Below are 25,359 nucleotides of genomic sequence, written 5' to 3'. Positions count from 1 at the left end.
GCTATCTTATTAAATACATTGTATTTTATTGAGTATTGTTTGCAGATGGAAAATGCTATTTTTGTGTTGAAACAACAAGGTCTAATTGCTATTTAATCTTTGTTAAGTTACTTATCTTTACAGTTAGCTGCTTGAGTATTTTTTGGCTAAATCAAGTTCTATACTGATGTTCTGTTAGAATGCTCTGCATAATAAAAATAAGACGTATGCAGTTGGAAATCATGAAAGAATTTATCATTATCGGCGCGGGTCAATCAGGCTTGTCTATGGCCTATAACTTATCGCAGCATAAAAAAGATTATCTTATTTTAGATGCCAACGAGCATATAGGTGCGCCTTGGCTAAAGCGTTGGGACTCATTAAAGCTATTTACTCCTACCGAATACAATCATCTACCGGGCATGCCATTTCCTTTTCCAAAAGGTTACTACCCTAATAAATATGAAGTGGCGGATTACTTAAAATGTTATGCCGAGAAGTTTTCAATACCGATAGAATTTAATCAAAAGATTACCTCGGTAAAGAAAGTGAATGGTATCTTTGAGATCACCAGTGCAACCGCAAGTTATCAAGCCAAGCAGCTGATTATCGCCACCGGCCCGTTCCATACTCCGTATACACCGCCTTGTCATGCGGACATCGCTAAAGATGTGAAGCAAATTCACAGTGAGAACTATAAAAGTCCGGCTCAACTGCAAGAGGGCGATTGCTTAGTTGTTGGCGCGGGCGACTCCGGCGTGCAAATTTTATCGGAAATTGCCGATACCGGACGCAAAGTACACTTTTCTGGTACGGATAAAATCCCTGCAATTCCGCAGACATTCTTAGGTAAAACCCTCTGGTGGTGGTTTACTCAAATAGGCTTTTTGTCGGTTAACCGTTATAGCAAAATCGGTCAGTGGTTAAGTAAGGGCGTGCAGCCGGTTATTGGTACAGATGTGAAGTCATTGCTGGCAAAAGACAATGTGATTCATATGGGCAGAACCCTGTCAGCTGATGACAGCAGTATCAAGTTTCAAAAAGGCAGTGTCAGCAGTATTAAGAATATCGTTTGGGCGACAGGCTTTAAACCTAACTTCTTTTGGATTGAAGACATCTCTTTTGATGAAATGAACTACCCAAGTAATTATCGCGGCGTCAGCAAAGATGTCGATGGTTTGTTTTTTATTGGCTTGCCTTGGCTGTATACCCGTGGCTCGGCAACGCTGGGTGGCGTCTGGAAAGATGCTAAATACTTGATGACGTATATTTTAGAAACCCAACAAGCGAACAGTAAACCTGCGCAGAATAATCTGCCACCTAAACAAGCCGCCAAGCCAATCGCTGACGCCAGCTAGTATCGCTGATGATTATTCGTCATATTGAATGCAAGGTCGCGTTCAATATGGCGGATTGCAGTGTTCATTTTTCGATTACTAGATAACTTATGCCTGGTTCAGAGCTGCACTGCTAAGAGTTTTAGTACCAGAGGCAAGGTTGAGCTTTTTATTTCAGTCATTGTTGTTAAGCGTAAAAGAGTGAGTGGTCTTTATTTACAATCACTTGGTGGTAATTTGCCATCAACCCCACAGCAGGTCTGTGTTAGGCAGGTTTTACAGCAAAATATATTGAACCTATAGTTAACGGATGTGTAGTTAACTAAGCATGTTGTCTGTATGCATTTATCTGTTCGATAAATACTTGATAAAGGAGTGTCATTTTTTACAGATAACCGCTGATTGAGTGGGGCGGTATATGACTTCTTATCAGAGTAAGGCGCAGTTGTTTCCCTTACTTCATTTGCTGGATGATTTTAGCCAATTTCAATTGCAGGGCGGCTTTATCAAAACCTTAGCTGAAAAAGACCTACGTCTGCAGGCTCCTGCGTCCGTTAAGTTGGATGAATTATCACATATTCCTTGTGTGAGTATTTATGATGCACCTGCCCATACCACTGCTGCAGATCTTCAGCGGCATTTTTGCAATAAAAGCCAAGATGACGAATTTATCAGTCATCAAATATTTAAGAGCCTTGTTCCAGTTAGCCGTATATCGCAAAGTCGACATCAAAGGCATTATCAGCTGGTGGCTTTTTTAGAAGAACAGCAACAAACCCCAATCGCCTTTGTCACCTTTAATGTGGGTTTGCTTGATTCTTGGTATGCAGATGATAATGCCTGTGATGATAGGCATGTGGGCGTATGTTGTTATTTACTTTACGCTTATGTGGTTCCGGAGATGCGACACCTTGGGATCAGCAGTTGTTTGTTTCATCTTATCTCTAATTTATTTTGGTCGCAGCTGCAGTTTGTCGATGCTCAGGCGCAGGCGCATAACCTGACTATGGTGCCTTTGGTGTATGAAAGCACCGCAGCTAAAGGCGCTGAAGGCTTAATGCAGCAACTTGAACGAAATATTAATCAGTATAAGGCGTTACTACTTAATAATGATAATGCCTCGGGAGTGATAAAGCCTTGTATGACTAATGTGGGCTAGGGCTGCGAATCTAGTCTTTTGAGTTTAGCTTGGACTGTTGAGATTAGCTTTTGAGCTTAGGCTAAGTTTACTGAACTGAAAAGCTGCCCTGCAAACCAAGCTGCTGCTCTATTTAGCCCCTTATTCAGGGGCTTTATTTATACTTTTTTACTCAGCATTCTATTACTCTGGATCATAGTCCAACACCGGCATTAACCAGCGCTCGGTTTCCTCTATGCTCATGCCTTTACGGGCGGCATAATCTTCCACTTGATCACGGCCAATGTTAGTTACGCCAAAATAACGCGACTTAGGGTGAGCAAAATACCAACCAGAAACCGCTGCGGTTGGGAACATAGCGTAGCTTTCGGTGATATTAAGGCCAATGGTTTCATCTGGCTTTAATAAGTCCCACAGCAGGCCTTTTTCAGTGTGATCAGGGCATGCTGGGTAACCAGGAGCTGGGCGAATACCTTTGTACTTTTCGCGAATAAGCGCTTCGTTATCGAGTACTTCATCGGCTGCGTAACCCCAAAACTCTTTACGTACGCGTTCATGCATCCGCTCGGCAAAGGCTTCGGCTAAGCGGTCAGCCAAGCATTTAAGCATAATGGCGCTGTAGTCATCATGGTCAGCTTCAAAGCGTGCCACGTGCTCATCAATACCATGGCCTGCCGTGACGGCAAAGCCGCCCATGTAATCGGCCACGCCACTGTCTTTTGGCGCGACAAAGTCAGCTAAACAGAAGTTGTCATTACCAACACGTTCAATCTGCATCCGTAGGTGATGAGTCGTCAGTTCAAGCTCGCTACGACTTTCATCGGTGTACAGCTCAATATCGTCGTGGTTAACGGTGTTGGCTGGGAATAAGCCAATAACCGCTTTCGCGGTGAGCCATTTTTCACTGATGATTTTGTCTAGCATAGCTTTGCCGTCGCTAAACAGCTTACGTGCTTCTTCACCTACGACTTCATCATCTAAAATGCGCGGGAAATGTCCATGCAGCTCCCAGCTTCTAAAAAATGGCGTCCAGTCTATGCGCTCAACTAAATCTTCTAGCGGATAGTCATCAAACACTTGGCGACCCAGTTGATTGGGCACAAATGGGCTGTAGTTTTGCCAGTCGTGTTGGCAGCGGTTTTCACGCGCGGCTTCTATGCTGGTGATCTCTTTGCGCTTAGCTTGTGATAAGCGCTTTTCGCGCATGACATCATACTCTGCATAGGCTTCATCGATAGTCGCTTGGCGAGTGTCGTTATTGATGAGTTTTGAAACCATAGGCACGGCGCGCGAGGCGTCGGCAATGTAAATAGCGCCCTCAGGTGAGTGTGGGGCAATCTTGACTGCGGTATGGATTTTCGAGCAGGTAGCGCCGCCAATAATTGATGGAATAGTTAAGCCTGCTTTATGGAAACTCTTAACGTTATGCACCATTTCATCAAGGCTTGGGGTAATGAGTCCTGACATACCGATAATATCGACGTTTTCAGCAATCGCCACTTCGATGATTTTCTCAACCGGTACCATTACGCCTAAGTCGATCACTTCATAGCCGTTACAAGCCAGTACTACGCCAACAATGTTTTTACCAATATCGTGCACATCGCCTTTTACGGTGACCATTAAGATCTTACCGTTTGACTGACCTGCGACTTTTTCTAGCTCAATGTATGGGTTTAAGTAAGCTACGGCTTTTTTCATCACTCGGGCAGACTTGACTACTTGTGGCAGGAACATTTTTCCTGAGCCAAATAGGTCACCAACGATGTTCATGCCGTCCATTAACGGCCCTTCAATCACATCCAGTGGGCGTGTTGCCTGTTGACGCGCTTCTTCGGTATCTGCATCGATATAGTCGGTAATACCTTTTACTAACGCATGGGCTAAGCGCTCATTAACCGGCTTAGTGCGCCATTCTAAATCTTCTTTCTTGATGGTTTGACTGCCATCACCACGGAATTTTTCGGCAACTTCTAATAGCAGTTCGGTGTTGTTGGTATCGGCCACAGTGCACGGTAAGTTTTGCACAATGGCTTCAACGCGCTCTTTTAGCTCTGGGTCGATATCGTCATAAATGGCCAGCTGACCTGCGTTAACAATACCCATGTCCATGCCAGCTTGAATGGCGTGATACAGGAATACGGCGTGGATAGCTTCACGTACAGGGTTGTTACCACGGAACGAGAATGACACGTTTGATACGCCGCCTGAGATCATCGCGTGTGGCAAAGTGCGTTTTATCTCTGCGGTGGCTTCAATAAAATCCACGGCGTAGTTATCGTGCTCTTCAATACCAGTGGCAATGGCAAAAATATTCGGATCGAAAATGATGTCTTCTGGCGGGAAGCCGACTTTATCAACCAATACATTATAAGCGCGGGTACAGATCTCGACTTTACGCGCTTTAGTATCAGCTTGGCCGACTTCATCGAATGCCATCACAATGGCAGCGGCGCCATAGCGTTTTACTAAGGTCGCTTGTTCAATAAACTTCTCTTCGCCTTCTTTAAGCGAAATCGAGTTAACGATGCCCTTACCCTGAATACACTTAAGGCCTGCTTCAATCACCTCCCATTTAGAGGAGTCGATCATAATTGGTACGCGAGAGATATCAGGCTCTGAGGCGATTAGATTAAGGAACTTGTGCATGGTTTCAGCGCCATCGAGCATGCCTTCATCCATGTTGATATCGATGATCTGCGCGCCGCTCTCAACTTGCTCACGGGCAACTGACAACGCTTCTTCATATTCGCCAGTTTTAATCAGGCGCAAAAACTTAGCTGAACCGGTGACGTTGGTACGTTCACCGACGTTTAAAAATAGCGAGTTGGCATCAATGGTTAGCGGCTCAAGCCCTGATAAACGGCAAGCAACTGGAATGTTTGGTAGTACTCGGGCAGGGTGCTGAATAACCGCTTCACGAATAACGCGGATGTGATCAGGCGTAGTACCACAGCAGCCACCAATAATGTTTAAAAAGCCTTCTTCGGCCCACTCTTGAATGACTTCAGCCATCTGCTCTGGCGTTTCATCGTAGCCACCAAATTCGTTAGGCAGGCCAGCGTTAGGGTGTGCAGAGACATAACATTCAGAAATCTTAGATAGCTCTTCAACATAAGGGCGCAGCTCGGTTGGCCCTAATGCACAGTTAAGGCCGATAGATAAAGGCTTAACGTGGCGCAAAGAATTATAGAAAGCTTCCGTCGTTTGGCCGGTAAGGGTGCGGCCAGAGGCATCGGTAATGGTGCCTGAGATCATAATCGGCAGACGGAAACCTTGCTGATCAAATACGGTTTCTATGGCAAATAGTGCCGCTTTAGCATTAAGGGTATCAAAAATCGTTTCAACCATAATCAAATCTGCGCCGCCAGCTATCAGCGCATTAATCGATTCAATGTAGGCTTCAACAAGTTCATCAAAGCTAACGTTACGATAACCAGGATCATTAACATCTGGGCTAATTGAGCAGGTACGGTTGGTTGGACCAAGTACACCTGCTACATAACATTGGCGACCGGTTTCAGTTTCAACTTCATTAGCGGCTTCTCGGGCAAGACGCGCACCGGCTAAGTTAATTGCTGCTGAGTGCGCCTGCATGTCGTAATCGGCCATGGCGATACGCGTAGCGTTAAAGGTGTTGGTCTCAATAATGTCTGAGCCCGCGAGCAGATAATCTTTATGGATCTGCTTAATCGCCTCTGGTTGCGTCAGCACCAACATATCGTTGTTGCCCTTTACATCGCAATGCCAATCTTTGAACTGCAAGCCACGAAAATCAGCTTCTTCAAATTTGCGATCTTGGATCATGGTGCCCATCGCACCATCGAGAATAAGGATCCCATCTTGAAGCTTTTGGGTAAGTACTGCTAAAACCTTTTCGGCAGTGTCTTGAGTGTGTGCTACTGCGCTCAAGGCATGTGTTGGGGTACAGGTTGCCATAGATAATTCCTACCAATTCGCAAATGATTATTCTGGTAATTTATGCTCGTATAAAATGCCGGTCATTTTTCTTTAAGTTGCGAGTCGCTTTCAGACTTACATTTTTTGTTTGGACATTTATACGTATAGACGTCCATAATACGTGAGGCTTACTCAAAAGTGCAAGTGCTAAAAGCATGATACTTTTTCAGCATTAAAAACCAATAAAATTATGTAAGTTGTTGATAAATAATAATGATAGGCTTAAGCGATGCAAAACACTAACGTTATCCTCCTAAGGCATGGCCAATGTGAAGGTGGTAATATTTTGCGCGGTCAAGTGGATGTAGGCTTGAGTAAGCAGGGCGAATTGCAGATGAAAGTAGCACTTGCCGCTGTGTTTGAGTCGAAAAATGCCTCAACATCCGCACCCGATGTGATTATTAGTTCTTCGCTTATTCGCTGCTCAGGTCCCGCTAAAGCATTCGCTACATCGCATCAGTTACCTTTATTTGTAGACGATGGCTTTAAAGAGCTGAACTTTGGCGACTGGGATGGAAAAACCTTTGATGCGTTGTATCAGTCAGATGCAGCCGCGTTAGATAGCTACTGGGCTAACCCTTGGCTTGCTGCGCCGCCAAATGGCGAGTTGATGCAAGACTTTGAAACGCGTATTGAGCTAGCTTGGCAAGATATGATTGAGCAGCATCAAGGTAAACAGATATTACTGGTCACTCATGGTGGCGTTATCCGCTATTTAATGAGTAAAGTGCTTGGTGTATCGCGCTGCGCAGGCTTTTATACGTCATTAAAACTACCTTATGCTGCTAAGGTACAAATAGACATACTACACGACGGCGATACACCGCATTTGAGTTTAAACTGGGCGTAAATAAAGCGAATTGATGGCTTACTTCTGTGTTGAACAACTTCTCATACTGATTGGTATTCGCTGTAGACGTATGATGGTAAACTGCGACATTAATATTATTAATGCTAAGAATTTTTGCCGTTAATAACAAATAAAGTTAGGTGCTTAATAGCATAAAGGGAACCGGAAGCAGCTGCATCGCAGTGGCTTAGTCCGGACTGTACCCGCAACTGTATGAAAGCTTTGTTCTAACGTAGCTTTCAAGTCAGATACCTGCCTAATTTAATCGAATAGGGTTTATCAAAATCGGTATTGATAGCTCAAAAGTGCGGCCTATTGGCGGTACATATACTCGAGCGGGCGACTCGAGGGAGATAATAAAATGATACGTGTTGCTTGGTTGCATGCCGCTCATGGCTGAATCAGATGCAGAGCTGCAGCCTAAAATGGTCCTGTCAGTTACAGATTTAAGTTGGCAACTTAACGACAAACACATTTTGTCGACGATAAATTTCAGCCTTACTGAAGGTAAAATGCTGGGCATTATTGGCCCCAATGGCGCGGGTAAGTCTAGCTTGCTGCGTTGTTTATATCGTTTTATTAAACCAACTTTAGGCAATATTGAGCTATTTGGCCAAGATATTGGTGTACTTTCCGCTAAGCAGTTTGCCCAACAAATAGCGGTTGTACTGCAAGATACGCCGCACCATTTTGATATGACCTGTTCGCAACTTATTGCGTTAGGTTTAACCCCCCACAAAAATGCTTTTGATTTTACCAGCAAGCAGGACCGACAAGAGGTTGCTAACGCACTAATTAAGGTGGGATTGCAAGATAAAGCGAATCAAGCTTATGAAAGCCTGTCTGGCGGTGAAAAGCAGCGAGCATTGATTGCCCGCGCGATAGTGCAGCGACCTAAACTACTCATTCTTGATGAGCCAACTAACCACTTAGATATTCGCTACCAAATTCAAACTTTGGAGTTACTACGTACCCTCAATATTACGGTAATTACGTCGATTCATGATCTAAATCTTGCCAGCGCTTTATGTGATGAACTCCTACTACTTGATGGAGGTTACTGTGTGGCTAAAGGCTCGCCAAAAACAGTGTTGACAGAGCAGCGTATTGCCGAGGTATTTGACGTGTGCTGTGAAATTAGGCCACATCCACAACATGGTAATCCGCTGATTAGTTACTTCTACGGTTATGAGTCTGCAACTGATTTAGCCAATAAAGTTCAAGGAGGCGAGGGTGAGTAATTCCGCTATTGGGCTGGTTAATGGTTTAACCTTGCCGCGACGCCCAATTGAATATTTATTGTTTGGTGTACTCGTCTTACTTACCTTATTGACGCCATTTGCGGCGACAAGTTTTGGCGCAGCTAGCATCAGTGTTGCCGATGTAGTTAGCGTTATTAGCCATAAATTATTAAATGTCGGCGAGTCGCTAGGAGTACGAGAGCGAATTGTTTGGGAGCTTCGGCTACCACGGGTATTGCTTGCCTTTATCGCGGGTGCAGGCTTATCTATCGCCGGTAGTGTGCTACAAACAGTCACTCGAAACCCGTTAGCCGACCCATACCTATTCGGTATTTCATCAGGCGCATCCTTTGGCGCTGTGGTCGCACTAACCCTATTTAGTCAAAGTATTCTATGGTTGAGTTTACCCCTAGGTGCCTTTGTTGGTGCCAGTCTATCGGTTGTTATGGTGTTGGCTTTATGTGGGCAAAATCTATCGACTCAGGTTGAGCGTATGCTCTTATCTGGGGTGGCGATTTCGTTTATGTTTGGTGCTATGGCCAGCTTGATGTTGTATTTCTCAAGTCCACAAGCTGCGGCGTCGGTATTGTTTTGGACTTTAGGTAGCTTCGCTAAAGCCAGTTGGCAAGGTTTGTGGTTACCCGCCAGCGTTGTGTTTATTTGTACATTAATCATTTTATTGTACAAACGCCAAATAGTGGCGATGCGTGCAGGGGATGAAACCGCCCACACTTTGGGTATTAACGTCGGTGCTTTGCGTTTATCTATGCTACTCCTTTGCTCACTTATCACAGCTATTTTGGTCGCGAATTGTGGCGGTATAGGCTTTATCGGATTGATGGTGCCGCACACTGTGCGTCTATTATTTCCTGGGCGTTATCCACTGCTATTAACGGCGCTGGTGGGCGGATTATTTATGGTCTGGGTGGATGTGTTAGCGCGGACATTATTGAGTTATCAAGAACTGCCTGTGGGGATAATTACCTCAGTGATGGGCAGTATCTTCTTTTTATTTATTTTAGGTAGTCGCAGCGCTAAGCGTATATAGCGATGAATACCCCAGTTGAGTGCTCAAGGGATTAAAGATGTTTGATATTAAACCGGTTAATACTGAATTTGATAGCGCAATTTTGCACAAGATAGATACCAAAACTAAGCCGTTAGGCGCACTAGGCGATTTAGAAACGCTAGCGCTGCAAATTGCCCGAGTGTTGGGTAAAGATAAGCCGAAAATCATTAATCCTAAAATGATGGTGTTTGCTGCTGACCACGGTATTGCCGATTCAGGCGTATCGATTGCACCAAGTGAAGTAACCACTCAGATGGTGGTTAACTTTATGCAGGGCGGTGCTGCGATCAATGTGTTTACTCGCCAAGTTGGCTTTGATCTAGAAGTCATTGATTGCGGTATTTTAAAGCCAATTGAAAATGTTGAAGGTGTGATAAACCAACGTTTAGGTTCTGGCACTGGGCCAATTCATAAGCGCGCTGCTATGACGCTAGGCGCAGTCAAGCAAGGTTTTGAAATGGCGACCGCTAGAGTTGAGTTGCATCACCAAAATGGTTGTAACTTGATAGCATTAGGCGAGATGGGTATCGGTAATACTTCATCTGCAGCAGTAATGATGTCAGCGTTAACTGGCATAAAAGCTGAAGATTGTGTTGGCCGTGGCACTGGGATTGATGCCACAACCTTTAAGCGCAAATTAATGCTAGTGGAGCAAGCGCTATTACTACACCACTGCGAGCTAGACGACCCTATGCAGGTACTTGCTTGTGTGGGAGGATTTGAAATCGTGCAGATGACGGGCGCTATGTTGGCTGCGGCCGAGCGCAATATGTTAATTGTGGTAGATGGATTCATTGCTTCAGCAGCGGCGTTGGCAGCAGTTAAGATTAACTCGAATGTGCGTGATTATATGATTTTTGCTCACCAATCAGGTGAGAAAGGTCATTTTCTGATGTTGGAATATTTGCAAGCCAACCCTTTGTTAAAACTTGGCATGAAGCTAGGTGAGGGCACTGGGGCTGCATTGGCCTTGCCACTTATTCAGGCTGCCGTAAATTTCTATAATGAAATGGCAAGCTTTGAAGATGCTGGCATAGAAATCTAAGGGCGCTACACATGAGTCAGTGGCAAAAACAGTTCAACCTATTTTTTATTGCGATGGGATTTTTTACCCGTATACCTATGCCTAAATGGATAGAGGTTGATGCTGATAAGCTCAATAAGGCCAGTCGTTATTTTGGCTTAGTAGGCTTGCTAGTGGGCAGCATAAGTGCGCTGGTATATAGCTTAATGCTGTATTGGGTGTCGCCGTCCATAGCGATTGTATTTGCCATGATCACCAGCGTATTAGTTACTGGTGGCTTTCATGAAGATGGTCTTGCCGATACGGCTGATGGACTCGGTGGTGGCTGGACGGTCGAAGCCAAGCTAAGCATTATGAAAGACTCTCGCCTTGGCAGTTATGGCGCACTGGCACTGGTGCTAGCCTTATTTTTAAAATGGCAGTTACTGACCGAGATAGCGCTGTTTAACCCCAATAATGTCAGCCTCGCATTAATCGTTGGTCACTGTTTAAGCCGAGTTTTAGCGGCCAGTTTTATATTTTCAGAGCAATATGTCAGCGATACCGATACCAGTAAAAGTAAGCCGTTAGCCCAGCACCAAGGGATTAATGAACTATCGATTTTATTAGCTTCAGGCGTATTAGTGTTGCTCATAGTGGGCGCGATACCAGCACTTATGTTAGTGCTAGGGCTTTGTATGGTGCGCTTTTGTTTAGTAAAGCTGTTTAGAAAGCAGCTTGGCGGTTATACCGGTGACACCCTAGGGGCTGCACAGCAAGTGGCTGAGTTAGCTTGTTATCTGTTATTGCTTATTTTAGGAGTTAGTTGGTGATCCACTTAGTCTTAGGTGGTGCTCGCAGCGGCAAAAGCCGTTTTGCAGAGTCACAAGTGTTGCAATGCGTTAATGGTGCAGAAGCCGATTTGGCTAAAAACTGTTTTTATTTTGCTACCGCTCAGGCATTAGATGCAGAGATGCATGAGCGTATTCAACATCATCAGTCCCAACGAGAAATAGATGGTATTGCTTGGCAAACCATAGAGTGCCCTCTGGAATTAACTAAGGCATTAGAGACGTATTCTACAACTAACAGCGTGATTTTAGTGGACTGTTTAACGCTTTGGTTGACCAACCATCTAATGCAATCCATGGATGATTGGGAGCAGGTTAAAACTCGTCTTTTAAAGACATTAAGCTGTGTGCCAGGTGAGGTTATATTAGTTAGTAATGAGGTCGGTTGTGGCATTGTACCCATGGGGGAGCTAAGCCGTCGATTTGTGGATGAAGCTGGTTGGTTACACCAAGATATTGCGGCAATTGCAGATAAAGTCACCTTAGTGACAGCAGGTTTACCCCAGCATTTAAAAGGTTAGGAGTGACAGTAAAAGTGGCAGTAACAGATAACAATAAAGCCAAACCAGAATGCAAAGTGCTCATGGTACAAGGCACCACTTCCGATGCAGGTAAAAGCACCTTAGTTGCAGGTCTATGCCGCATGTTTGTTAGGCAAGGCGTCAACGTTGCGCCGTTTAAGCCACAAAATATGGCGCTCAATAGCGCGGTAACAATAGATGGTGGCGAGATTGGGCGTGCACAGGCCTTGCAAGCAGTTGCTTGTAAGCTAGAACCACAAATCGACTTTAATCCAATTCTATTAAAACCTAGCTCAGACACTGGCTCGCAAGTCATCGTGCACGGCAAAGCTTTGATGAAGATGGAAGCGGAAGATTACTTTGGTAAAAACGCCAATGGTTATCGGGTTAAAGCTATGGCGGCAGTAAAACAGTCGTATAACCGATTGGTTACTGATTACGACATGCTAATGGTTGAAGGTGCTGGTAGCCCTGCTGAAATTAATCTGCGTGAAGGCGATATTGCCAATATGGGCTTTGCCGAAGAAGTTGATTGCCCAGTTATCATCATTGCTGATATCGACAAAGGTGGCGTGTTTGCCCATTTGGTGGGAACGCTTGCACTGCTAAGCGAGTCTGAACAAGCGCGAGTTAAAGGTTTTGTGATTAATCGTTTTCGCGGCGATATTAGCTTATTACAAGGCGGATTAGATTGGTTAGAAGACTACACTCAAAAGCCAGTATTAGGCGTGTTACCTTATTTGCACGACCTGCACCTAGATGCCGAAGACGCGTTAATCGCTGCGCCTGATAAATCCTCAGATACTAAACTTAAAGTCTTAGTATTAGTGCTGCCACGTATTAGTAATCATACCGACTTTGATCCACTAAGATTACACCCACAAATCGATTTCAATTATGTGTCATTGCAAACGCAAGCACAGAACTCAAATAGAGGCGCTAACACGCTTCCACAAGCGGATTTAATCATTATTCCGGGCAGTAAAAATGTACGCGCCGATCTCGATTTTATTCGTCAGCAAGGCTGGGATAGTGCAATTGAAAAGCACCTGCGTTATGGCGGTAAAGTGTTGGGGATCTGTGGCGGTTACCAGATGCTGGGGATGATTATTGATGATCCTCAAGGCGTTGAAGATACACCTGGCAATAGTGAAGGTTTAGGTCTGCTACCCCTAGCGACTGAGCTGACGCATCATAAAATTTTGCAGCAAGTTGAGGGGAGTTTACATCTTATTGATGAAAATGCAGCCGTGGCGGGTTATGAGATCCACTGCGGACGTTCTCGCTCGTTAATGCCATTGACTCAGCCTTTGCTGTTACGGGCTAAAAACGATTCAGAACAAGAGGCTGGCTCAACAATAGAACCAAGTGCAGATAATCAACAAGCGTCGACCGCGCCTGAGGGGATGCTATCTAGCGATGGTCAAATATTGGGTACCTATGTGCACGGCTTATTTGACTCGCCAGCGGCATGCCAGTTGATCTTGAAGTGGGCGGGAATGCAAAACGCGGAAGTTGTCGATGTAAACCAAGTGCGCGAGCAACAGTTAAATAGGTTAGCAGATGTATTAGAACAGCATTTAGATCTTGATCGACTCGATCAGATCTGGGATCCACATTAACCTAGCAATATTTAATCGTGCCTAAACGAAAAATGTATTTATAGGGCTTAAAGAAGATAAAGGTGCTAAATGGTGTAAAAGCCATCTTTTTGCTTGAAAGTTAAACGTTGGTTGTGTGCTAACTGAACGATTAAAATATGGCGTGCGGACATCATAATTAGACTTGGTTAAACCCTCACCAGCTCTGAGTTTGTTCTATATTTTTAACAGTAAAAATTAAAGGCGTTTTAGTTGCAGCTAAGTATTGCTTTAGACGGTTGAATGTTGAGCATTTAGAAATGATTTTGAAAAGTAGAATTGGTGTTTAAGGGATAAAATAGGAATGGAATATGGCAGATAATAAGTCGGCAGAAGCAGCCAAAGCAGAGCGCCATAAAGCGCGTCAGCAGCGGATCAAAGAGGGCGTAGATGCCAAGATCGCCCGTGCTCAAGAAGAAAAGGGGATTTTGCTGGTATTAACCGGTAACGGTAAAGGTAAATCTACCTCTGGATTTGGTACGGTAGCCCGTGCAGTGGGCCATGGTAAAAAGGCGGCTGTGGTACAGTTTATTAAAGGTAACTGGGACTGTGGTGAGCGCACGTTGCTTGAAGGTGCCGGCGTTGAGTTCCATGTCATGGGTACCGGCTTTACCTGGGAAACCCAAGACCGCGAAAAAGATACTGCTGCCGCAGTAAAAGCTTGGGAAGCGACTGAGAAACTGCTACAAGATGAAACTATTGATTTAGTTATGCTAGATGAGCTCACCTATATGGTCAGCTACCACTATCTAGAAGTAGAGCGAGTGATTGAAGCGTTAAAGAAGCGCCCACCAATGCAGCATGTGATAGTAACGGGAAGAGCTTGCCATAGGGCTATCGTGGAGCTTGCGGATACGGTGAGCGAGGTGCAGCCAATCAAACATGCGTTTGAGGCAGGCATTAAAGCCCAGCCGGGCTTCGACTACTGATCTTTCTTCGCCTTCTTTGTTGTGGCGTTATTGTCTGCATTTTTCCACTCCATCACATATAAAGCATATGCTCAGGAGCTGGAAAAATTTGACGGCTTAGCCACAACTTCGAATGCTGTGAAATATCCATGATGGTTAGCTAGGGAGTGTGCTTTTGGCGTTGTTTAGATAATAGTTAAACCAATCAAGCGGCTCTTAGAAAGAGTCGTATGCTCAGGAGCTGGGTGTTTTTGGAAAAGCTTGACGGCTTAGCTACAAAAGCGATCAGTTTGAAATTGCTTTCTTCGCCTTGTTTGTTGTGGCGTTATTGTCTTCAATATTGAGTTTAGATAATAGCTCACCTAATCAACCGGCTCTTAGAAAGAGACGTATGCTTGTGGGCTAGCCATTTTAGATAAATTTGACGGCTTTGCCATAAGCTCGAGTGCTACGAAGTATCGCTGCTAATTGCAGCTCATCTAAAAAGGATTTTATGAACATCTTGTGTAAGTTACTACTGGCGTTGAGCCTGTTTATCTCTGTATCTGTATCTGTATCTGTATCTGTATCTGCCTCTGCTGTTGAAGCGCCTGCTAAGCGGATCGTTGCGCTTTCGCCACACTCGGTTGAGATGCTTTATGCCATTGGTGCGGGTGACTCAATTGTGGCGACGACTGAATATGCAGACTTTCCTGAAGCAGCGCTTGATATTCCGCGTATTGGTGGTTATCACGGGGTGCAGATTGAGCGTATTTTAGAGTTAAACCCTGATCTTGTGGTTGTGTGGGCGAGTGGCAATAAGGCTGAAGATATTACGCGAATAAAAGAACTTGGCTTTAAAGTGTTTGATAGTAATCCTGATACTCTTGAGGCGGTTGCTGATGAGTTAGAGTCACTTGGTGAGCTTACAGGACATCAAGCTCAAGCAAAGCAAGTTGCTGATGATTACCGCGTTAAGTTAGCTAAGCTACGCAGTGATAATTTTGCGAAAGCAGAAGTAAAAGTCTTTTATCAGCTGTGGTCTACGCCATTAATGACAGTAGCGAAAAACAGCTGGATCCAACAGATTATTAGTGTTTGCCATGGTGACAATGTGTTTGTTGATTCTGCCAGTGATTACCCACATGTCAGTTTAGAAACCATATTGTTAAAGCTACCAGAGGTGATATTGCAGAGCCAAGATGAAGGTAATATTATCGGCGTGGATTGGAGCCAATGGGCAGAGATCCCAGCGGTTAAAAATCAGCATATTTATCAGCTAAATGCTGATTTATTACATCGTGCTGCACCAAGAGCCTTGCTAGGTGTCGAAGCATTGTGTGACGCCTTAGATAAAGCGCGATAACACTTTTATCTAGACGCAAAGCCTGTTGATTGCAGGCTTTTTGCGTCATGAATCTTTTCAATAAACTTCATAATTGCCAAAAATAACTGTGGTACTTACTTCAAAATAATCTGCTCTACCTAGTTATATATCTAATGTTGACCAATACTTAGAGCTGTAATAGGCAAACAACGGGCTGAAGGCGAATGGATAATCCTGTAAATACGATGCTGAGTAAAGGTTGGAAGTGGTTTGTGATGGTTGGAGCTGTAGTGGCGCTTGGTGGCATTTTTGCTATTAGCTTACCTGTGGCTGTAGGCGTTACTATTACCGCGATAATCGGCGCTATCTTTCTAGTGTTGGGGGTAGTTCAGTTGTATCACATCTTTAGCATTCCAAAGTGGAAATCCAGCTTTTGGTATGTCATCAGCGCACTGTTTTACCTGATTGGCGGCATCATGATCATCGCTGAGCCTTATGTCGGCTTGTTTACCATTACGGTAATGATGATAACTATTATGTTGTTTAATGGCGTGACACGAATGTTCTTTGGTTTTAATAGCCGTAATAACTTAGCGGGATGGCGCTGGATTGTGGTTAGTGGTTTAGTTTCGACTGCGATTGCGGTTTACTTCTTTTCTTTAATGGGCAATCCCGAATTTTCATTATCTATTTTGGGTGTGTTTATTGGTGTCTCATTTCTATTTGAGGGGATTAGCTTTATTTTTATCGGTATGCAGATGAAGAAGGCTATCGTTAAATAATCGAGATAATTTAACCGTAGTTATATTTACTTGGCGTAACAGATACTTTACCTGTTGCGCCTTTTCATGTTTAAGTGATGACTTAAATAGCTTTGTTGGCACAAGGTTTTCAACTTACTCATTCCAAATAATATCAATAATAAAAGGACTTGATCATGACTACGCTACTCATCTGCTTGTTTATCGCTATGTTGTTACCTTATGCCGCCAAGGGCCCCGTTGCTGTGGCGATGGCCAAACTTGGCGGATACGACAATAATCACCCTCGAGATCAGCAAGCAAAGCTGACTGGCTTCGGTGCTCGCGCGGTAGCAGGTCACCAAAACTCTTTTGAGTCGTTGCTTATTTTTGGTTTGTCTGTGGTGGTGGTTATTGCGGCTGGGAAAGTAAATGCCTTGGCTGAAACCGCGGCAATTGTACATGTGGTAGCACGCATTGCTTATCAACTTTTATATTTGATGGATAAAGGTACACTGCGTTCTCTATCTTGGTTTGTGGCTATTTTTGCTTCATTCACGGTATTTTTTCAGGCGGTTTAAAAGAAGATTCTAGTTTTAAAAGAAGAACCTAGGAAAAACCGGTTCTAGGAAGAGCTAAGACGATAGAAGCAAAGATGGTACAAGCTGAGGCAAAAGAGTTGGAAAAGACGGAAAAGAGTGGAAGGTTATAGCTTTTGTGTCAGGTCGTAGACCGTTCGTCTTTGCTTTAACCCGTTCTTATCCGTCTTTGTTTATTCGACTCTCAACCATCTCAGCTTTATTTGGCGCTAGAACTTATCGCTTCATATTTGGGTATTCAAACTCATGGCATTGGTTACAGTAAACTTTGCTTTCCTTATGCTCAACATGACAATAAGTACAAGGTAAGTCGGTACCGTAATGTAGGCTATCATGTGGATTAGGCTCTACGTCATGACCTGCATCTGCAGGGCGCTTGGTTAGCTCTGCTATATCTTCAGGCGTCCCATGACAGCTTTCACAAGCGCTAGCGTCTGGTATGGTTTTACGCTTTGCATCGCCGTGACACGCGCTACATTCTATCTTGCCGTTATCACCTGTCATGATTTCTTGGTGATAGTCTTTAATTTTCATGGCGTTAGCATTCGGGATGGCCATCAACATTAGCATGCAAATAGTCGAAAATACTTTTAACATCTTTTTTCCTTTCCGGGCGGTTGCCCAATTACTTTTATAACATCAATGCGTCATTCGCTTGCGAGCTAATCTTGGCTCATTGCGCGTTGCTGGGCGTTATCAAAGGGAGCGGTATTGATAACGCCAAGCAAGTGCAAATAGGTAACTCGCTTTAAGATTAAAAGGTCTTAGTACTGTGCGATAAATGCTTTTGATGCCTCAATATCAGGGGTGAACGGACGGTCTACCGATACAAATGGCACTTGCTTACGGAATGCTTCATACATGGCTTTTGTTGTTTCACCTTGTTTCAAGTTTTTGTTTGCAAGTTTGCGCAAATCGATTGCTTGAGTTGAGTGCATTAGCTCAAGACCGTACATAACGTTTGTGTTATCAACGATCTGAATTAGTCTGTCTGAAGCAAGCTTTAGATTAGTGAAGGTATCTTCAATGTTACCTGCAATCGCAATACCGTCGAACGAGACTGGGTTCGCTAGTGCTTTGTTACGTACTTGCATATCAACAAATGTTTTTTGAATCGCACCAAATGCGTGGCCATTGTTACCCGGTGCGCTTAAGAAGCGTGGTAGACGCGTAAAGTGGTCATCAGACAAGTGGATAGTACGCATAGCACTGTTGTGTGATACGTGAGTTAGCGCAATGGCTAACTGCTGTACTGCAAGTGCAACAGGTAGTGGTTCAAAGTTAGTTGTTGGGAATACACCGCCTTTACCTTCAACTAAGTACTTAGATACTTGAGAGTTATTACCGTAATCAACCCCTGCACCTACGATAACGCCAGGGTTGTCGTCAGAGTGGTTGATTTGGATATCAATCACTTGGTCAAGATCGGCTAGTGCCTTGTAAGCGCTAGCAAAAGTGTAGGCTGTGGTACGGTAGCTTAGCGGATCTTGTAGTGGACGCTCAGGGTTTGCATCCCATAAATAGCTGCCCATTAAGTCGTTACGGATCTCACTAGTCGCTTGTTTTAGGAATGGGAAAGGACGAATATCATTAGTCTGTGGTAAAAATGGCGAAACATTACCGTTTAAGCCTTCAAGGCTTAGGCTAAATACCGCTGGAGACACTGCTAAAAGATGTTTAGCATCGCGGTAGCCTTGCATCGCATACGCTACGCCTACTGAGTTATTTGATAAAATAGACAGGGCATCTTTACCCACTGGGTCTAGGGCTTTAATACCAGCTTTTTTCATCGCGACGGCGCTGCTCATGCGTTCGCCTTTGTAGATCACATCCCATTCACCGATCATTGCCAGACCCACATGAGATGAAAGCAAAATATCAGCTTCGCCCACAGTACCTTTAGATGGAATAATTGGCGTAATATCGTTATTCAAATAAGCTTGGTAAAGCTCGGCTACATAAGGTTGAACACCCGTGTGGCCAGATAAAATGGTGTTTAAACGTACCGCTAAGGCTACGCGAGTTAAGCTAACAGGCATAGCTTCGCCAACACCCGCGCTGTGAGCGCGTAATGTGCTGTAGTTGAAAGACTTTGACGCCTTCATTACTTCAGGGCTTAGCTCGCCGTTGGCATCGAATAGTTTGTGGTCTTTGTTTAAACCCACACCTACCGTTAGACCGTATACTGGTTTGCCTAAACGGGCAGCTTCCATCAGTAGTTCGTGAGACTTTACCAGTGCAGTTGCTGACTGAGCCGCGATTTTAACTTCAGCGCCATCAGCGATTTCCCAAGCTTGATCTTGAGTTAAGTTTTTACCGTCTAGTACAACTGTGTCGGCTGCCATTACTTGGCCGGCAGTCAGTGCTAATGCGAGTGTCGTTAAAGCAACATTTTTAGTCGTTTTCATATTCATCATTCCTATAATTTTTAAAATTTAGTAGCGACTTACTAAGCAAGTTTTAGAGTTACGCTCTGGTTTTCAGCGCAGTGACGACCAGCATTTCGACCGGTTACAACCCCTTCTGCCACAGCACATGCACCTAAACGACTTGCACCGTGAATACCGCCAGTGGCTTCACCGGCTGCGTATAGTCCTGGAATTGGTTTATTGGTCACAAGGTGAAGTACTTCTGATGCAGTGTTGACCTTTACGCCGCCCATGCAGTAGTGGACTTTTGGCCACATACGCACGCCATACCAAGGGCCTTTATCAAGTAACATGGCCTTTTGCATTGGACGACCAAATTCAGAGTCGTTGCCGTTAGTGACAGATTCATTCCAGCGAGCAACCTGATCTTTAAGTGCTTTTGCTGGCATGTTGTAGATTTTTGCGAGTTCTTCTAGGGTGTCAGCTTTCTTAATGACGTTGTATTTCAAACCCCAATCTAGAGTTTGTGCATCTTTTGCACCCTCAGCATTAGTAAAGCCGATTGGGTAAACAGGGTTACCTTCTGTATCGCGGCGAGTCATGATGGCATCGGCACGCGCTTTACGGTCTGCAAGTTCGTTAAAGAAACGCTCGCCAGTACGCACATCAACGACAATACCGCTTGGGTAGGTCGCAATAGTGTTGAACTGAGATGCAGTACCAAAGCCTTTTTCATCAGGTGATGCCCAAGGGCCTAATTGAATTTGATCTAAGTGAATTGGGTTAGCACCGAGTAACATCATTTGCTTTAGGGCTTCAGACGTTGCACCCGCGTGGTTAGTTGAATCTAATTGGTTGGTGTATTCAGGTTGCTGCATTTGACGATATTCAATATCGTTGCCAAAGCCACCCGTTGCCATAATTACGCCTTTGCGGGCGCCAATCTTAACCATCTTGCCTGTGCGTTCTTTCGGGAAGTAATAGCCTTGACGTACATCGACGCCAATTACGCGGCCGTTTTCGTCTTTAATAAAGCCTTCAAGCTTGGCTTGGTTGCGCATATCGATGTTGTTCTTTTTGGCAACTTTAATGAGCGGGCGAATGATACCGGCGCCAGAGCTTTGTACGGTTTGCAGTACGCGAGGAATAGAGTGACCACCAAAGTGCTGTACAAAAGGTTTCCATTGAACACCGTGATCAATCAGCCATTCACAAGATTCTGCTGTGCCATTGCATACTAGCTTAAGCATTTCTATATCGTTCATGCCACGGCCAGATTCCAGCATATCGGCAACCATTACATCAACAGAGTCTTCGATACCTTCTTGTTTTTGCAGGGGAGAGCCAGCAACAGCCATTGCGCCGCCATTAATGGTTGAGTTGCCGCCAAATACAGGCATCTTATCGATAACCATAACGCTTGAGCCATTTTCTCTAGCTTGTAGTGCCGCCGACATACCCGCAAAGCCACTACCAACAACAATAACATCAACAACTTCATCAAACTTGGCATCAGCTTGTGGTACACAAGCGGCATTTGCTGATAAGGCGACAGTGCTACCTAAGCCTGCAACCGCCATAGCTGCACCACCTTTAAGTAGTTGGCGTCTGCCAAGACTTACCAATTCTTTCTCGTTCATCTCTCTCTTCCCTATCTGTATTTTAATTGTCTATCAGAGCTATTAGTGCTTGATGTAATACAGTTAAAGTTGCAGCGACTATGCCAACTCGTGAATTAATACTTTATTACTAGGGATTTATGAACCGAATCATCAAACCACGAAATATCATGGTGTGAGACCTTGATATTTCGTGGTCACCCCGAGATATCACCGATATGTCAAATTTAAATCGAATGCCGATAATAGATATTTAACGATAATCAATAATAAATTGATTAGTAGTTTTTATTTTAATAATCATTATTGCTAATATTAGTTGTTAGCTTCTTACCATATCTTTAAAGATTGTTTATATATTTTTATGGTTTTTCAATTGTGATAAACAACTATTAGATAAACATTCCCATAATTAGTCATACCCAAACAGGAAGCCTTGCTCAAATATTAGCGGGTTTGTTTGTCGTGAGTGGCTTCTATAACGGTTAATCATCAGTGAAACCTCAATATACTGCTCCGGATTATATGTCTATATATTTATTGGTTTTATAACGCTAAGTTAGCTTGCTTATTGACGTTTGTTATTATTTTTGGCTTAGCTCTACTCGCTTTAAAAGTACATATCGATCTAATTTTATCGATTACAGTTACTAACTCGTCGACAATACTGCACTGTGCCTAATTGTTAAGCAAAAACAATATTGAGCTTCGCTTAAGTTATATTAAGGCGGAATAGAATTTTTTATTATGCTGTAAATAGTGTTTTGTGAGCTTTGGTTTATATTTTATAAAGTCTATGTAATAACGGGTTAGGTTTGTCGTTTTTTTATCTTTGATTTTTATGTGTGCAGGTCACAATTATTGGATTATTTATAAATGATTCACATGTTTAAATTAATCACTGCATGCTTCACATATTTAATGCTCTTTTGATGTTACAAGTGAGGGGTAAATTAATAAAAGCTTGGTGAACATCAAATAATAATAATTTGTAGGGGGAAAGTAGGCGTTGTTTACAATGTTTTATGAACAGGGACACAGACTCACTAAATACAATGCACTACCATCACGAAACTTCGTGGTTAACTCGAGACTCAAATGAAAGAGCAATTTTATTATCAGGCGACGCATTGTTTATGTAGTAGCTTGTCACTCGAGGTGGCGTTAGAAAGTTACTATGATTTCGTTAAGCAACATTTACCGATCGATGGCATTTTTCTTAATATTTATCGTCCTGAGCATGGTGATATTCAATTTTTGGCTCATGTAAATCAACATCAGGTTGTAGCGCTTGATAAGCAAGTCAAAATCTCTCCAGAAATGGAGGCGGTATTGCAGGAAAATGATCGACCTGTTATGCGAATTATCAACGACATTCATCTTGATAAAGTCACCAGCTTTGTTGCTCCACAGGTGATCCCTGAAATCGCATCGGTGATTTTACTGCGTATGGTTAGTGATAATACTCATCTAGGAGTTGTTGGTTTCTATGCTAAAAAACCGGGACAGTTTAAGCCGCGACATGCCGATTTGATTGAGCCCCATAAAGATACCTTTTCATTGATCACTGCCTTTAATTTGCGTGGACGAAACTTGCTCAGAGCTAACCAAGTATTAAGCCAAGAAAATGATAACCTCAAGCGAGGTATGTTTGCGCCGGATGGTGTTGTTGGCGCCGAAGGTGGCTTGAAAAAAGTGATGGTACAAGTTGATGCCATTGCAGCATTAAATACCAGTGTATTAATGCAAGGTGAGACGGGGTGCGGTAAAGAAGTTATAGCCAATGCGATTCATGCGAAATCTAATCGTGCAGGCAAACCATTTATTAAGGTTAATTGTGGGGCTATCCCCGACACTTTGATTGACTCTGAGCTTTTTGGTTATGAAAAAGGCGCTTTTACAGGGGCTGAAACCCGTAAAGCAGGTTACTTTGAGCAAGCCAATGGCGGTACTATTTTTTTAGATGAAATAGGAGAACTGCCTTTATCTGCACAGGTACGGTTATTGCGAGTGTTGCAAAATAGCTCTATCACACGTGTTGGTGGCTTTGAAAATGTTGATCTAGATATTCGTGTGATTGCTGCAACTCATAGAAACTTGCAGGCTATGGTGCATGAAAAAACCTTTCGTGAAGACCTTTGGTATCGTTTAGCGGTATTTCCTATTGATATTCCATCGTTACGTCAGCGAAGAAGTGATATTCCACTTTTAGTTCAGCATTTTATCGAAATGCTAGCTGCCAAGTTTAACTTAGATGCATTGCCGAGAATAATGCCTGAGCAGCTAAGTATTTTAAATAATTATGGTTGGCCAGGTAATGTGCGTGAGTTAATTAATGTACTTGAACGGGCAATTATTCAGAACCCTAGAGGCCCGCTTAGCTTTGATCTGTTGAGCGCAGCGGTTAAAGAGGAAGTCCCGACGCAAAGTGGCCAAACAATTATTGTCGATCCGAGTCATGCTAGCGATAAACTGGTGCCACTAGAAACCATGATTAGTAAGTATATTAATCATGCTTTACGGATCACTGGCGGTAAACTTTATGGCCCAGGCGGTGCCGCAGAGTTATTGGATATCAATCCCAATACATTAAAGAGTAAAATGAAAAAACTCGGTTTATGTTAGTTGCCACTGTCTTTGAGCAATTGATAGTGCAATAAAAAAACACTTCCAAGGAAGTGTTTTTTTATTGCAGGGAACTTTTGATCCCGGGGCATTGAGAATGATGAGGACTCAATGGCTTTTGGATCATGACTCAAACGTTTATGACTCAGAACGCGCAATAAAGGGGGAGCGCGTTTGAGTCATTGTGCTAATTAGAAGAAGTAACGAATACCAACAGAGTAGCTGTTGTCTTGTAGGTCTTCGTAGTTCTTATCATCCATCTCACTGAAGTCTATTTTCGCTTCTGCAAACATGATGGTGTCATTGCTGTAACGATAGTGAAGGCCGACAACAGCAAACTGGCGTGTCCAATCACCTTGGATTTCAGTCGATGCATCAGTGTCTAGATCTTGGTAAGAAAGCAAGAAGCTGGGTACAAAACCATTTTCATATTGATAAGCAATTAAGAATTCGCCGCCAGTTGAGTCATATAACTCTCCACCAACTAGCTCATTTTGTTTACTCTTATGGGCGTTAAAACCAACATAGAAGCCATCTGCATCGCGATTAGGGGCATATTGGTAGAATGAGCCATATTGTGCACCGATGCCGATGATTTCGTTAGTATCGTCAACCTTCTCACCTGCTAGTTCACCTTTAAAGTCACCACGGTTGATCCCCGCTAGTACTTTAAATTTATCGGTAATCTGATAAGTCATGCTCGCACCATAGCTGGTGTCAAAATCAATATGTGAGCCGTCGTTTATAGCCATACCGTCTTTATCAAACAGTGCTACGTCGCCATTTTGTTTTGCTGCATATTGCACTGCAAAGCTCAAATCACCAAATGAGTTACGGTAAATGAAGGCTGAATCTGCACGGCCTGCACCGGTTAGTCCGCCGTCACCGAAGGTATAAGCACCAACAGAATAACCTGTGTAAACGTTGAGTACGTCGGTGGTATAGGCTACGTCGTAATAGGCTCCCCATTGCTTACCAAACGTTAAGCTACCCCATTTGTCATTCGCTAACCCGACATAGCCTAAACGGTTGAATAGAAAGTCAGAGTTTTTCTCTGCACCCAGCTGGCCGCCGGTATAGTTTAGTGAGTCGTCACTGGTGACCATGTTTATGCCCCACTCTGTATGAGCGAAACTGCGCCAGCCGTTTTTCTCTTGGCGGTCAAAGCGAAAACCAACGCGTGAGAAATTATCAACAACTGCGGTGTCGTGAGTGTCGTTGATAGCAGCAAAGCCCAGCCACCCCATCATATTAATGCTGTTAGTTTGGTCGTTATAAATCTCAGCAGCTTGTGCCGAACTTGCCATCAGGATGGATGGAATTAGCAGTGCTAACAGTTTCTTGTTCATATCATTTTCCCTATATTTTTATTTTGCTAAAGCAAATTAGCTTCTAGATTTTTTTAATTTCCTATAGAAGAGCAGCTAGCGTGCCAAGCTGGTAAACAGGGGATTTGAAAGGGATAAATTGGAGCAAGATCGACGAACCACGAAATATCGTCAAAGTGGATCGTTAAATATCGTGTTGCGGGTGAAATATCGTTGTAACTCAGAGCGGGAAGCCAAAAGCAGGCTGTACGGCTTAGGTGGACACTTTTTTTAACT

The 25,359-nt window shown here is 43.7% G+C and carries 19 protein-coding genes and 1 riboswitch; of the genes, 14 read left to right on the top strand and 5 right to left on the bottom strand.

All coding sequences use genetic code 11. From position 1 onward, the window contains the following. Window positions 1-221: 221 nt before the first annotated feature. Together AB4298_RS01235 and AB4298_RS01230 are read left to right on the top strand one after the other, a co-directional pair. Entirely contained in the window at window positions 222-1,337 is a 1,116-nt protein-coding gene (locus AB4298_RS01235) for a flavin-containing monooxygenase (protein ID WP_371985477.1), read from the top strand. A gap of 397 nt (window positions 1,338-1,734) precedes the next feature. Continuing rightward, complete coding sequence (locus tag AB4298_RS01230; RefSeq protein ID WP_248998894.1) at window positions 1,735-2,475, top strand: hypothetical protein; 741 nt, start codon at window positions 1,735-1,737, stop codon at window positions 2,473-2,475. A gap of 162 nt (window positions 2,476-2,637) precedes the next feature. Here the strand turns inward: AB4298_RS01230 and metH are convergent, their stop codons facing one another. After that, complete coding sequence (metH, locus tag AB4298_RS01225; protein WP_371985476.1) at window positions 2,638-6,393, bottom strand: methionine synthase; 3,756 nt, start codon at window positions 6,391-6,393, stop codon at window positions 2,638-2,640. A gap of 250 nt (window positions 6,394-6,643) precedes the next feature. Between metH and AB4298_RS01220 the strand changes: the two genes are divergently transcribed. The 11 genes from AB4298_RS01220 (at window position 6,644) to AB4298_RS01170 (ending at window position 17,124) form a co-directional block, all read left to right on the top strand. Continuing rightward, window positions 6,644-7,264: a histidine phosphatase family protein gene (locus AB4298_RS01220; RefSeq protein ID WP_371985475.1), complete on the top strand. Its 621-nt coding sequence runs from the start codon at window positions 6,644-6,646 to the stop codon at window positions 7,262-7,264. Between the two features lie 121 nt (window positions 7,265-7,385). Then, window positions 7,386-7,538, top strand: a riboswitch (cobalamin riboswitch). A gap of 109 nt (window positions 7,539-7,647) precedes the next feature. Further along, window positions 7,648-8,505, top strand: coding sequence for an ABC transporter ATP-binding protein (locus AB4298_RS01215; protein WP_248998897.1), 858 nt, complete (start codon window positions 7,648-7,650; stop codon window positions 8,503-8,505). Next, entirely contained in the window at window positions 8,498-9,553 is a 1,056-nt protein-coding gene (locus AB4298_RS01210) for a FecCD family ABC transporter permease (protein ID WP_371985474.1), read from the top strand. The genes AB4298_RS01215 and AB4298_RS01210 overlap by 8 nt, the downstream gene beginning before the upstream one ends. A 37-nt stretch (window positions 9,554-9,590) precedes the next feature. Continuing rightward, window positions 9,591-10,619: a nicotinate-nucleotide--dimethylbenzimidazole phosphoribosyltransferase gene (gene cobT / locus AB4298_RS01205; RefSeq protein WP_248998898.1), complete on the top strand. Its 1,029-nt coding sequence runs from the start codon at window positions 9,591-9,593 to the stop codon at window positions 10,617-10,619. 11 nt (window positions 10,620-10,630) lie between these two features. Then, window positions 10,631-11,410, top strand: coding sequence for an adenosylcobinamide-GDP ribazoletransferase (locus AB4298_RS01200; RefSeq protein WP_371985473.1), 780 nt, complete (start codon window positions 10,631-10,633; stop codon window positions 11,408-11,410). Then, window positions 11,407-11,949 carry a bifunctional adenosylcobinamide kinase/adenosylcobinamide-phosphate guanylyltransferase gene (gene cobU / locus AB4298_RS01195; protein WP_371985472.1) on the top strand — a complete coding sequence of 181 codons (543 nt, stop codon included), beginning with the start codon at window positions 11,407-11,409 and terminating at the stop codon, window positions 11,947-11,949. Before AB4298_RS01200 ends, cobU begins: the two co-directional genes overlap by 4 nt. A 62-nt stretch (window positions 11,950-12,011) precedes the next feature. Beyond that, window positions 12,012-13,571, top strand: coding sequence for a cobyric acid synthase (locus AB4298_RS01190; RefSeq protein ID WP_371985578.1), 1,560 nt, complete (start codon window positions 12,012-12,014; stop codon window positions 13,569-13,571). Between the two features lie 329 nt (window positions 13,572-13,900). Further along, entirely contained in the window at window positions 13,901-14,518 is a 618-nt protein-coding gene (gene cobO, locus AB4298_RS01185) for a cob(I)yrinic acid a,c-diamide adenosyltransferase (protein ID WP_248998901.1), read from the top strand. Between the two features lie 472 nt (window positions 14,519-14,990). Next, the gene (locus AB4298_RS01180) at window positions 14,991-15,842 is read left to right on the top strand and encodes a cobalamin-binding protein (protein WP_527251180.1); all 852 of its coding nucleotides are present in this window, start codon (window positions 14,991-14,993) and stop codon (window positions 15,840-15,842) included. A 185-nt stretch (window positions 15,843-16,027) separates the two neighbouring features. Continuing rightward, the gene (locus tag AB4298_RS01175; RefSeq protein ID WP_248998903.1) at window positions 16,028-16,585 is read left to right on the top strand and encodes an HdeD family acid-resistance protein; all 558 of its coding nucleotides are present in this window, start codon (window positions 16,028-16,030) and stop codon (window positions 16,583-16,585) included. Between the two features lie 155 nt (window positions 16,586-16,740). After that, a complete protein-coding gene (locus AB4298_RS01170) occupies window positions 16,741-17,124 on the top strand; it encodes an MAPEG family protein (protein ID WP_248998904.1) in 384 nt (127 codons plus the stop codon). Window positions 17,125-17,358: 234 nt separating this feature from the next. Here the strand turns inward: AB4298_RS01170 and AB4298_RS01165 are convergent, their stop codons facing one another. From AB4298_RS01165 to AB4298_RS01155, 3 genes are all read right to left on the bottom strand, one after another. Further along, window positions 17,359-17,739 (bottom strand): cytochrome c3 family protein, encoded by a 381-nt coding sequence (locus AB4298_RS01165; protein ID WP_371985471.1) that lies wholly within the window; start codon window positions 17,737-17,739, stop codon window positions 17,359-17,361. Between the two features lie 167 nt (window positions 17,740-17,906). Then, on the bottom strand, window positions 17,907-19,556 hold the full coding sequence (locus AB4298_RS01160) for an HAL/PAL/TAL family ammonia-lyase (protein ID WP_371985576.1): 1,650 nt from the start codon (window positions 19,554-19,556) through the stop codon (window positions 17,907-17,909). A gap of 35 nt (window positions 19,557-19,591) precedes the next feature. Continuing rightward, a complete protein-coding gene (locus AB4298_RS01155; protein ID WP_371985470.1) occupies window positions 19,592-21,151 on the bottom strand; it encodes a flavocytochrome c in 1,560 nt (519 codons plus the stop codon). 1,077 nt (window positions 21,152-22,228) lie between these two features. On the opposite strand from AB4298_RS01155, the gene AB4298_RS01150 reads away from it, so the two are divergent. Next, window positions 22,229-23,755, top strand: a complete 1,527-nt coding sequence (locus AB4298_RS01150) for a sigma-54-dependent Fis family transcriptional regulator (RefSeq protein ID WP_248998907.1) — start codon at window positions 22,229-22,231, stop codon at window positions 23,753-23,755. A 191-nt stretch (window positions 23,756-23,946) separates the two neighbouring features. On the opposite strand, the gene AB4298_RS01145 is transcribed toward AB4298_RS01150, so the two are convergent. Further along, entirely contained in the window at window positions 23,947-25,104 is a 1,158-nt protein-coding gene (locus AB4298_RS01145; RefSeq protein ID WP_371985469.1) for a porin, read from the bottom strand. Between the last annotated feature and the right edge of the window lie 255 nt (window positions 25,105-25,359).

Origin of the sequence: Shewanella sp. 10N.261.52.F9 (assembly GCF_041471165.1) — a bacterium.
Lineage (GTDB): Bacteria > Pseudomonadota > Gammaproteobacteria > Enterobacterales > Shewanellaceae > Shewanella > Shewanella marinintestina.
This window is presented reverse-complemented; position numbering and strand designations above follow the sequence as displayed.

Coding starts and splice junctions, on each gene's coding strand:
- AB4298_RS01190 (WP_371985578.1), top strand. CDS start 12,012: ATGGTACAAGGCACCACTTCCGATGCAGGTAAAAGCACCTTAGTTGCA.
- metH (WP_371985476.1), bottom strand. CDS start 6,393: ATGGCAACCTGTACCCCAACACATGCCTTGAGCGCAGTAGCACACACT.
- AB4298_RS01200 (WP_371985473.1), top strand. CDS start 10,631: ATGAGTCAGTGGCAAAAACAGTTCAACCTATTTTTTATTGCGATGGGA.
- AB4298_RS01230 (WP_248998894.1), top strand. CDS start 1,735: ATGACTTCTTATCAGAGTAAGGCGCAGTTGTTTCCCTTACTTCATTTG.
- AB4298_RS01145 (WP_371985469.1), bottom strand. CDS start 25,104: ATGAACAAGAAACTGTTAGCACTGCTAATTCCATCCATCCTGATGGCA.
- AB4298_RS01215 (WP_248998897.1), top strand. CDS start 7,648: ATGCCGCTCATGGCTGAATCAGATGCAGAGCTGCAGCCTAAAATGGTC.
- AB4298_RS01180 (WP_527251180.1), top strand. CDS start 14,991: ATGAACATCTTGTGTAAGTTACTACTGGCGTTGAGCCTGTTTATCTCT.
- AB4298_RS01165 (WP_371985471.1), bottom strand. CDS start 17,739: ATGTTAAAAGTATTTTCGACTATTTGCATGCTAATGTTGATGGCCATC.
- AB4298_RS01175 (WP_248998903.1), top strand. CDS start 16,028: ATGGATAATCCTGTAAATACGATGCTGAGTAAAGGTTGGAAGTGGTTT.
- AB4298_RS01150 (WP_248998907.1), top strand. CDS start 22,229: ATGAAAGAGCAATTTTATTATCAGGCGACGCATTGTTTATGTAGTAGC.
- AB4298_RS01170 (WP_248998904.1), top strand. CDS start 16,741: ATGACTACGCTACTCATCTGCTTGTTTATCGCTATGTTGTTACCTTAT.
- cobO (WP_248998901.1), top strand. CDS start 13,901: ATGGCAGATAATAAGTCGGCAGAAGCAGCCAAAGCAGAGCGCCATAAA.
- cobT (WP_248998898.1), top strand. CDS start 9,591: ATGTTTGATATTAAACCGGTTAATACTGAATTTGATAGCGCAATTTTG.
- AB4298_RS01160 (WP_371985576.1), bottom strand. CDS start 19,556: ATGAATATGAAAACGACTAAAAATGTTGCTTTAACGACACTCGCATTA.
- AB4298_RS01155 (WP_371985470.1), bottom strand. CDS start 21,151: ATGAACGAGAAAGAATTGGTAAGTCTTGGCAGACGCCAACTACTTAAA.
- AB4298_RS01220 (WP_371985475.1), top strand. CDS start 6,644: ATGCAAAACACTAACGTTATCCTCCTAAGGCATGGCCAATGTGAAGGT.
- AB4298_RS01235 (WP_371985477.1), top strand. CDS start 222: ATGAAAGAATTTATCATTATCGGCGCGGGTCAATCAGGCTTGTCTATG.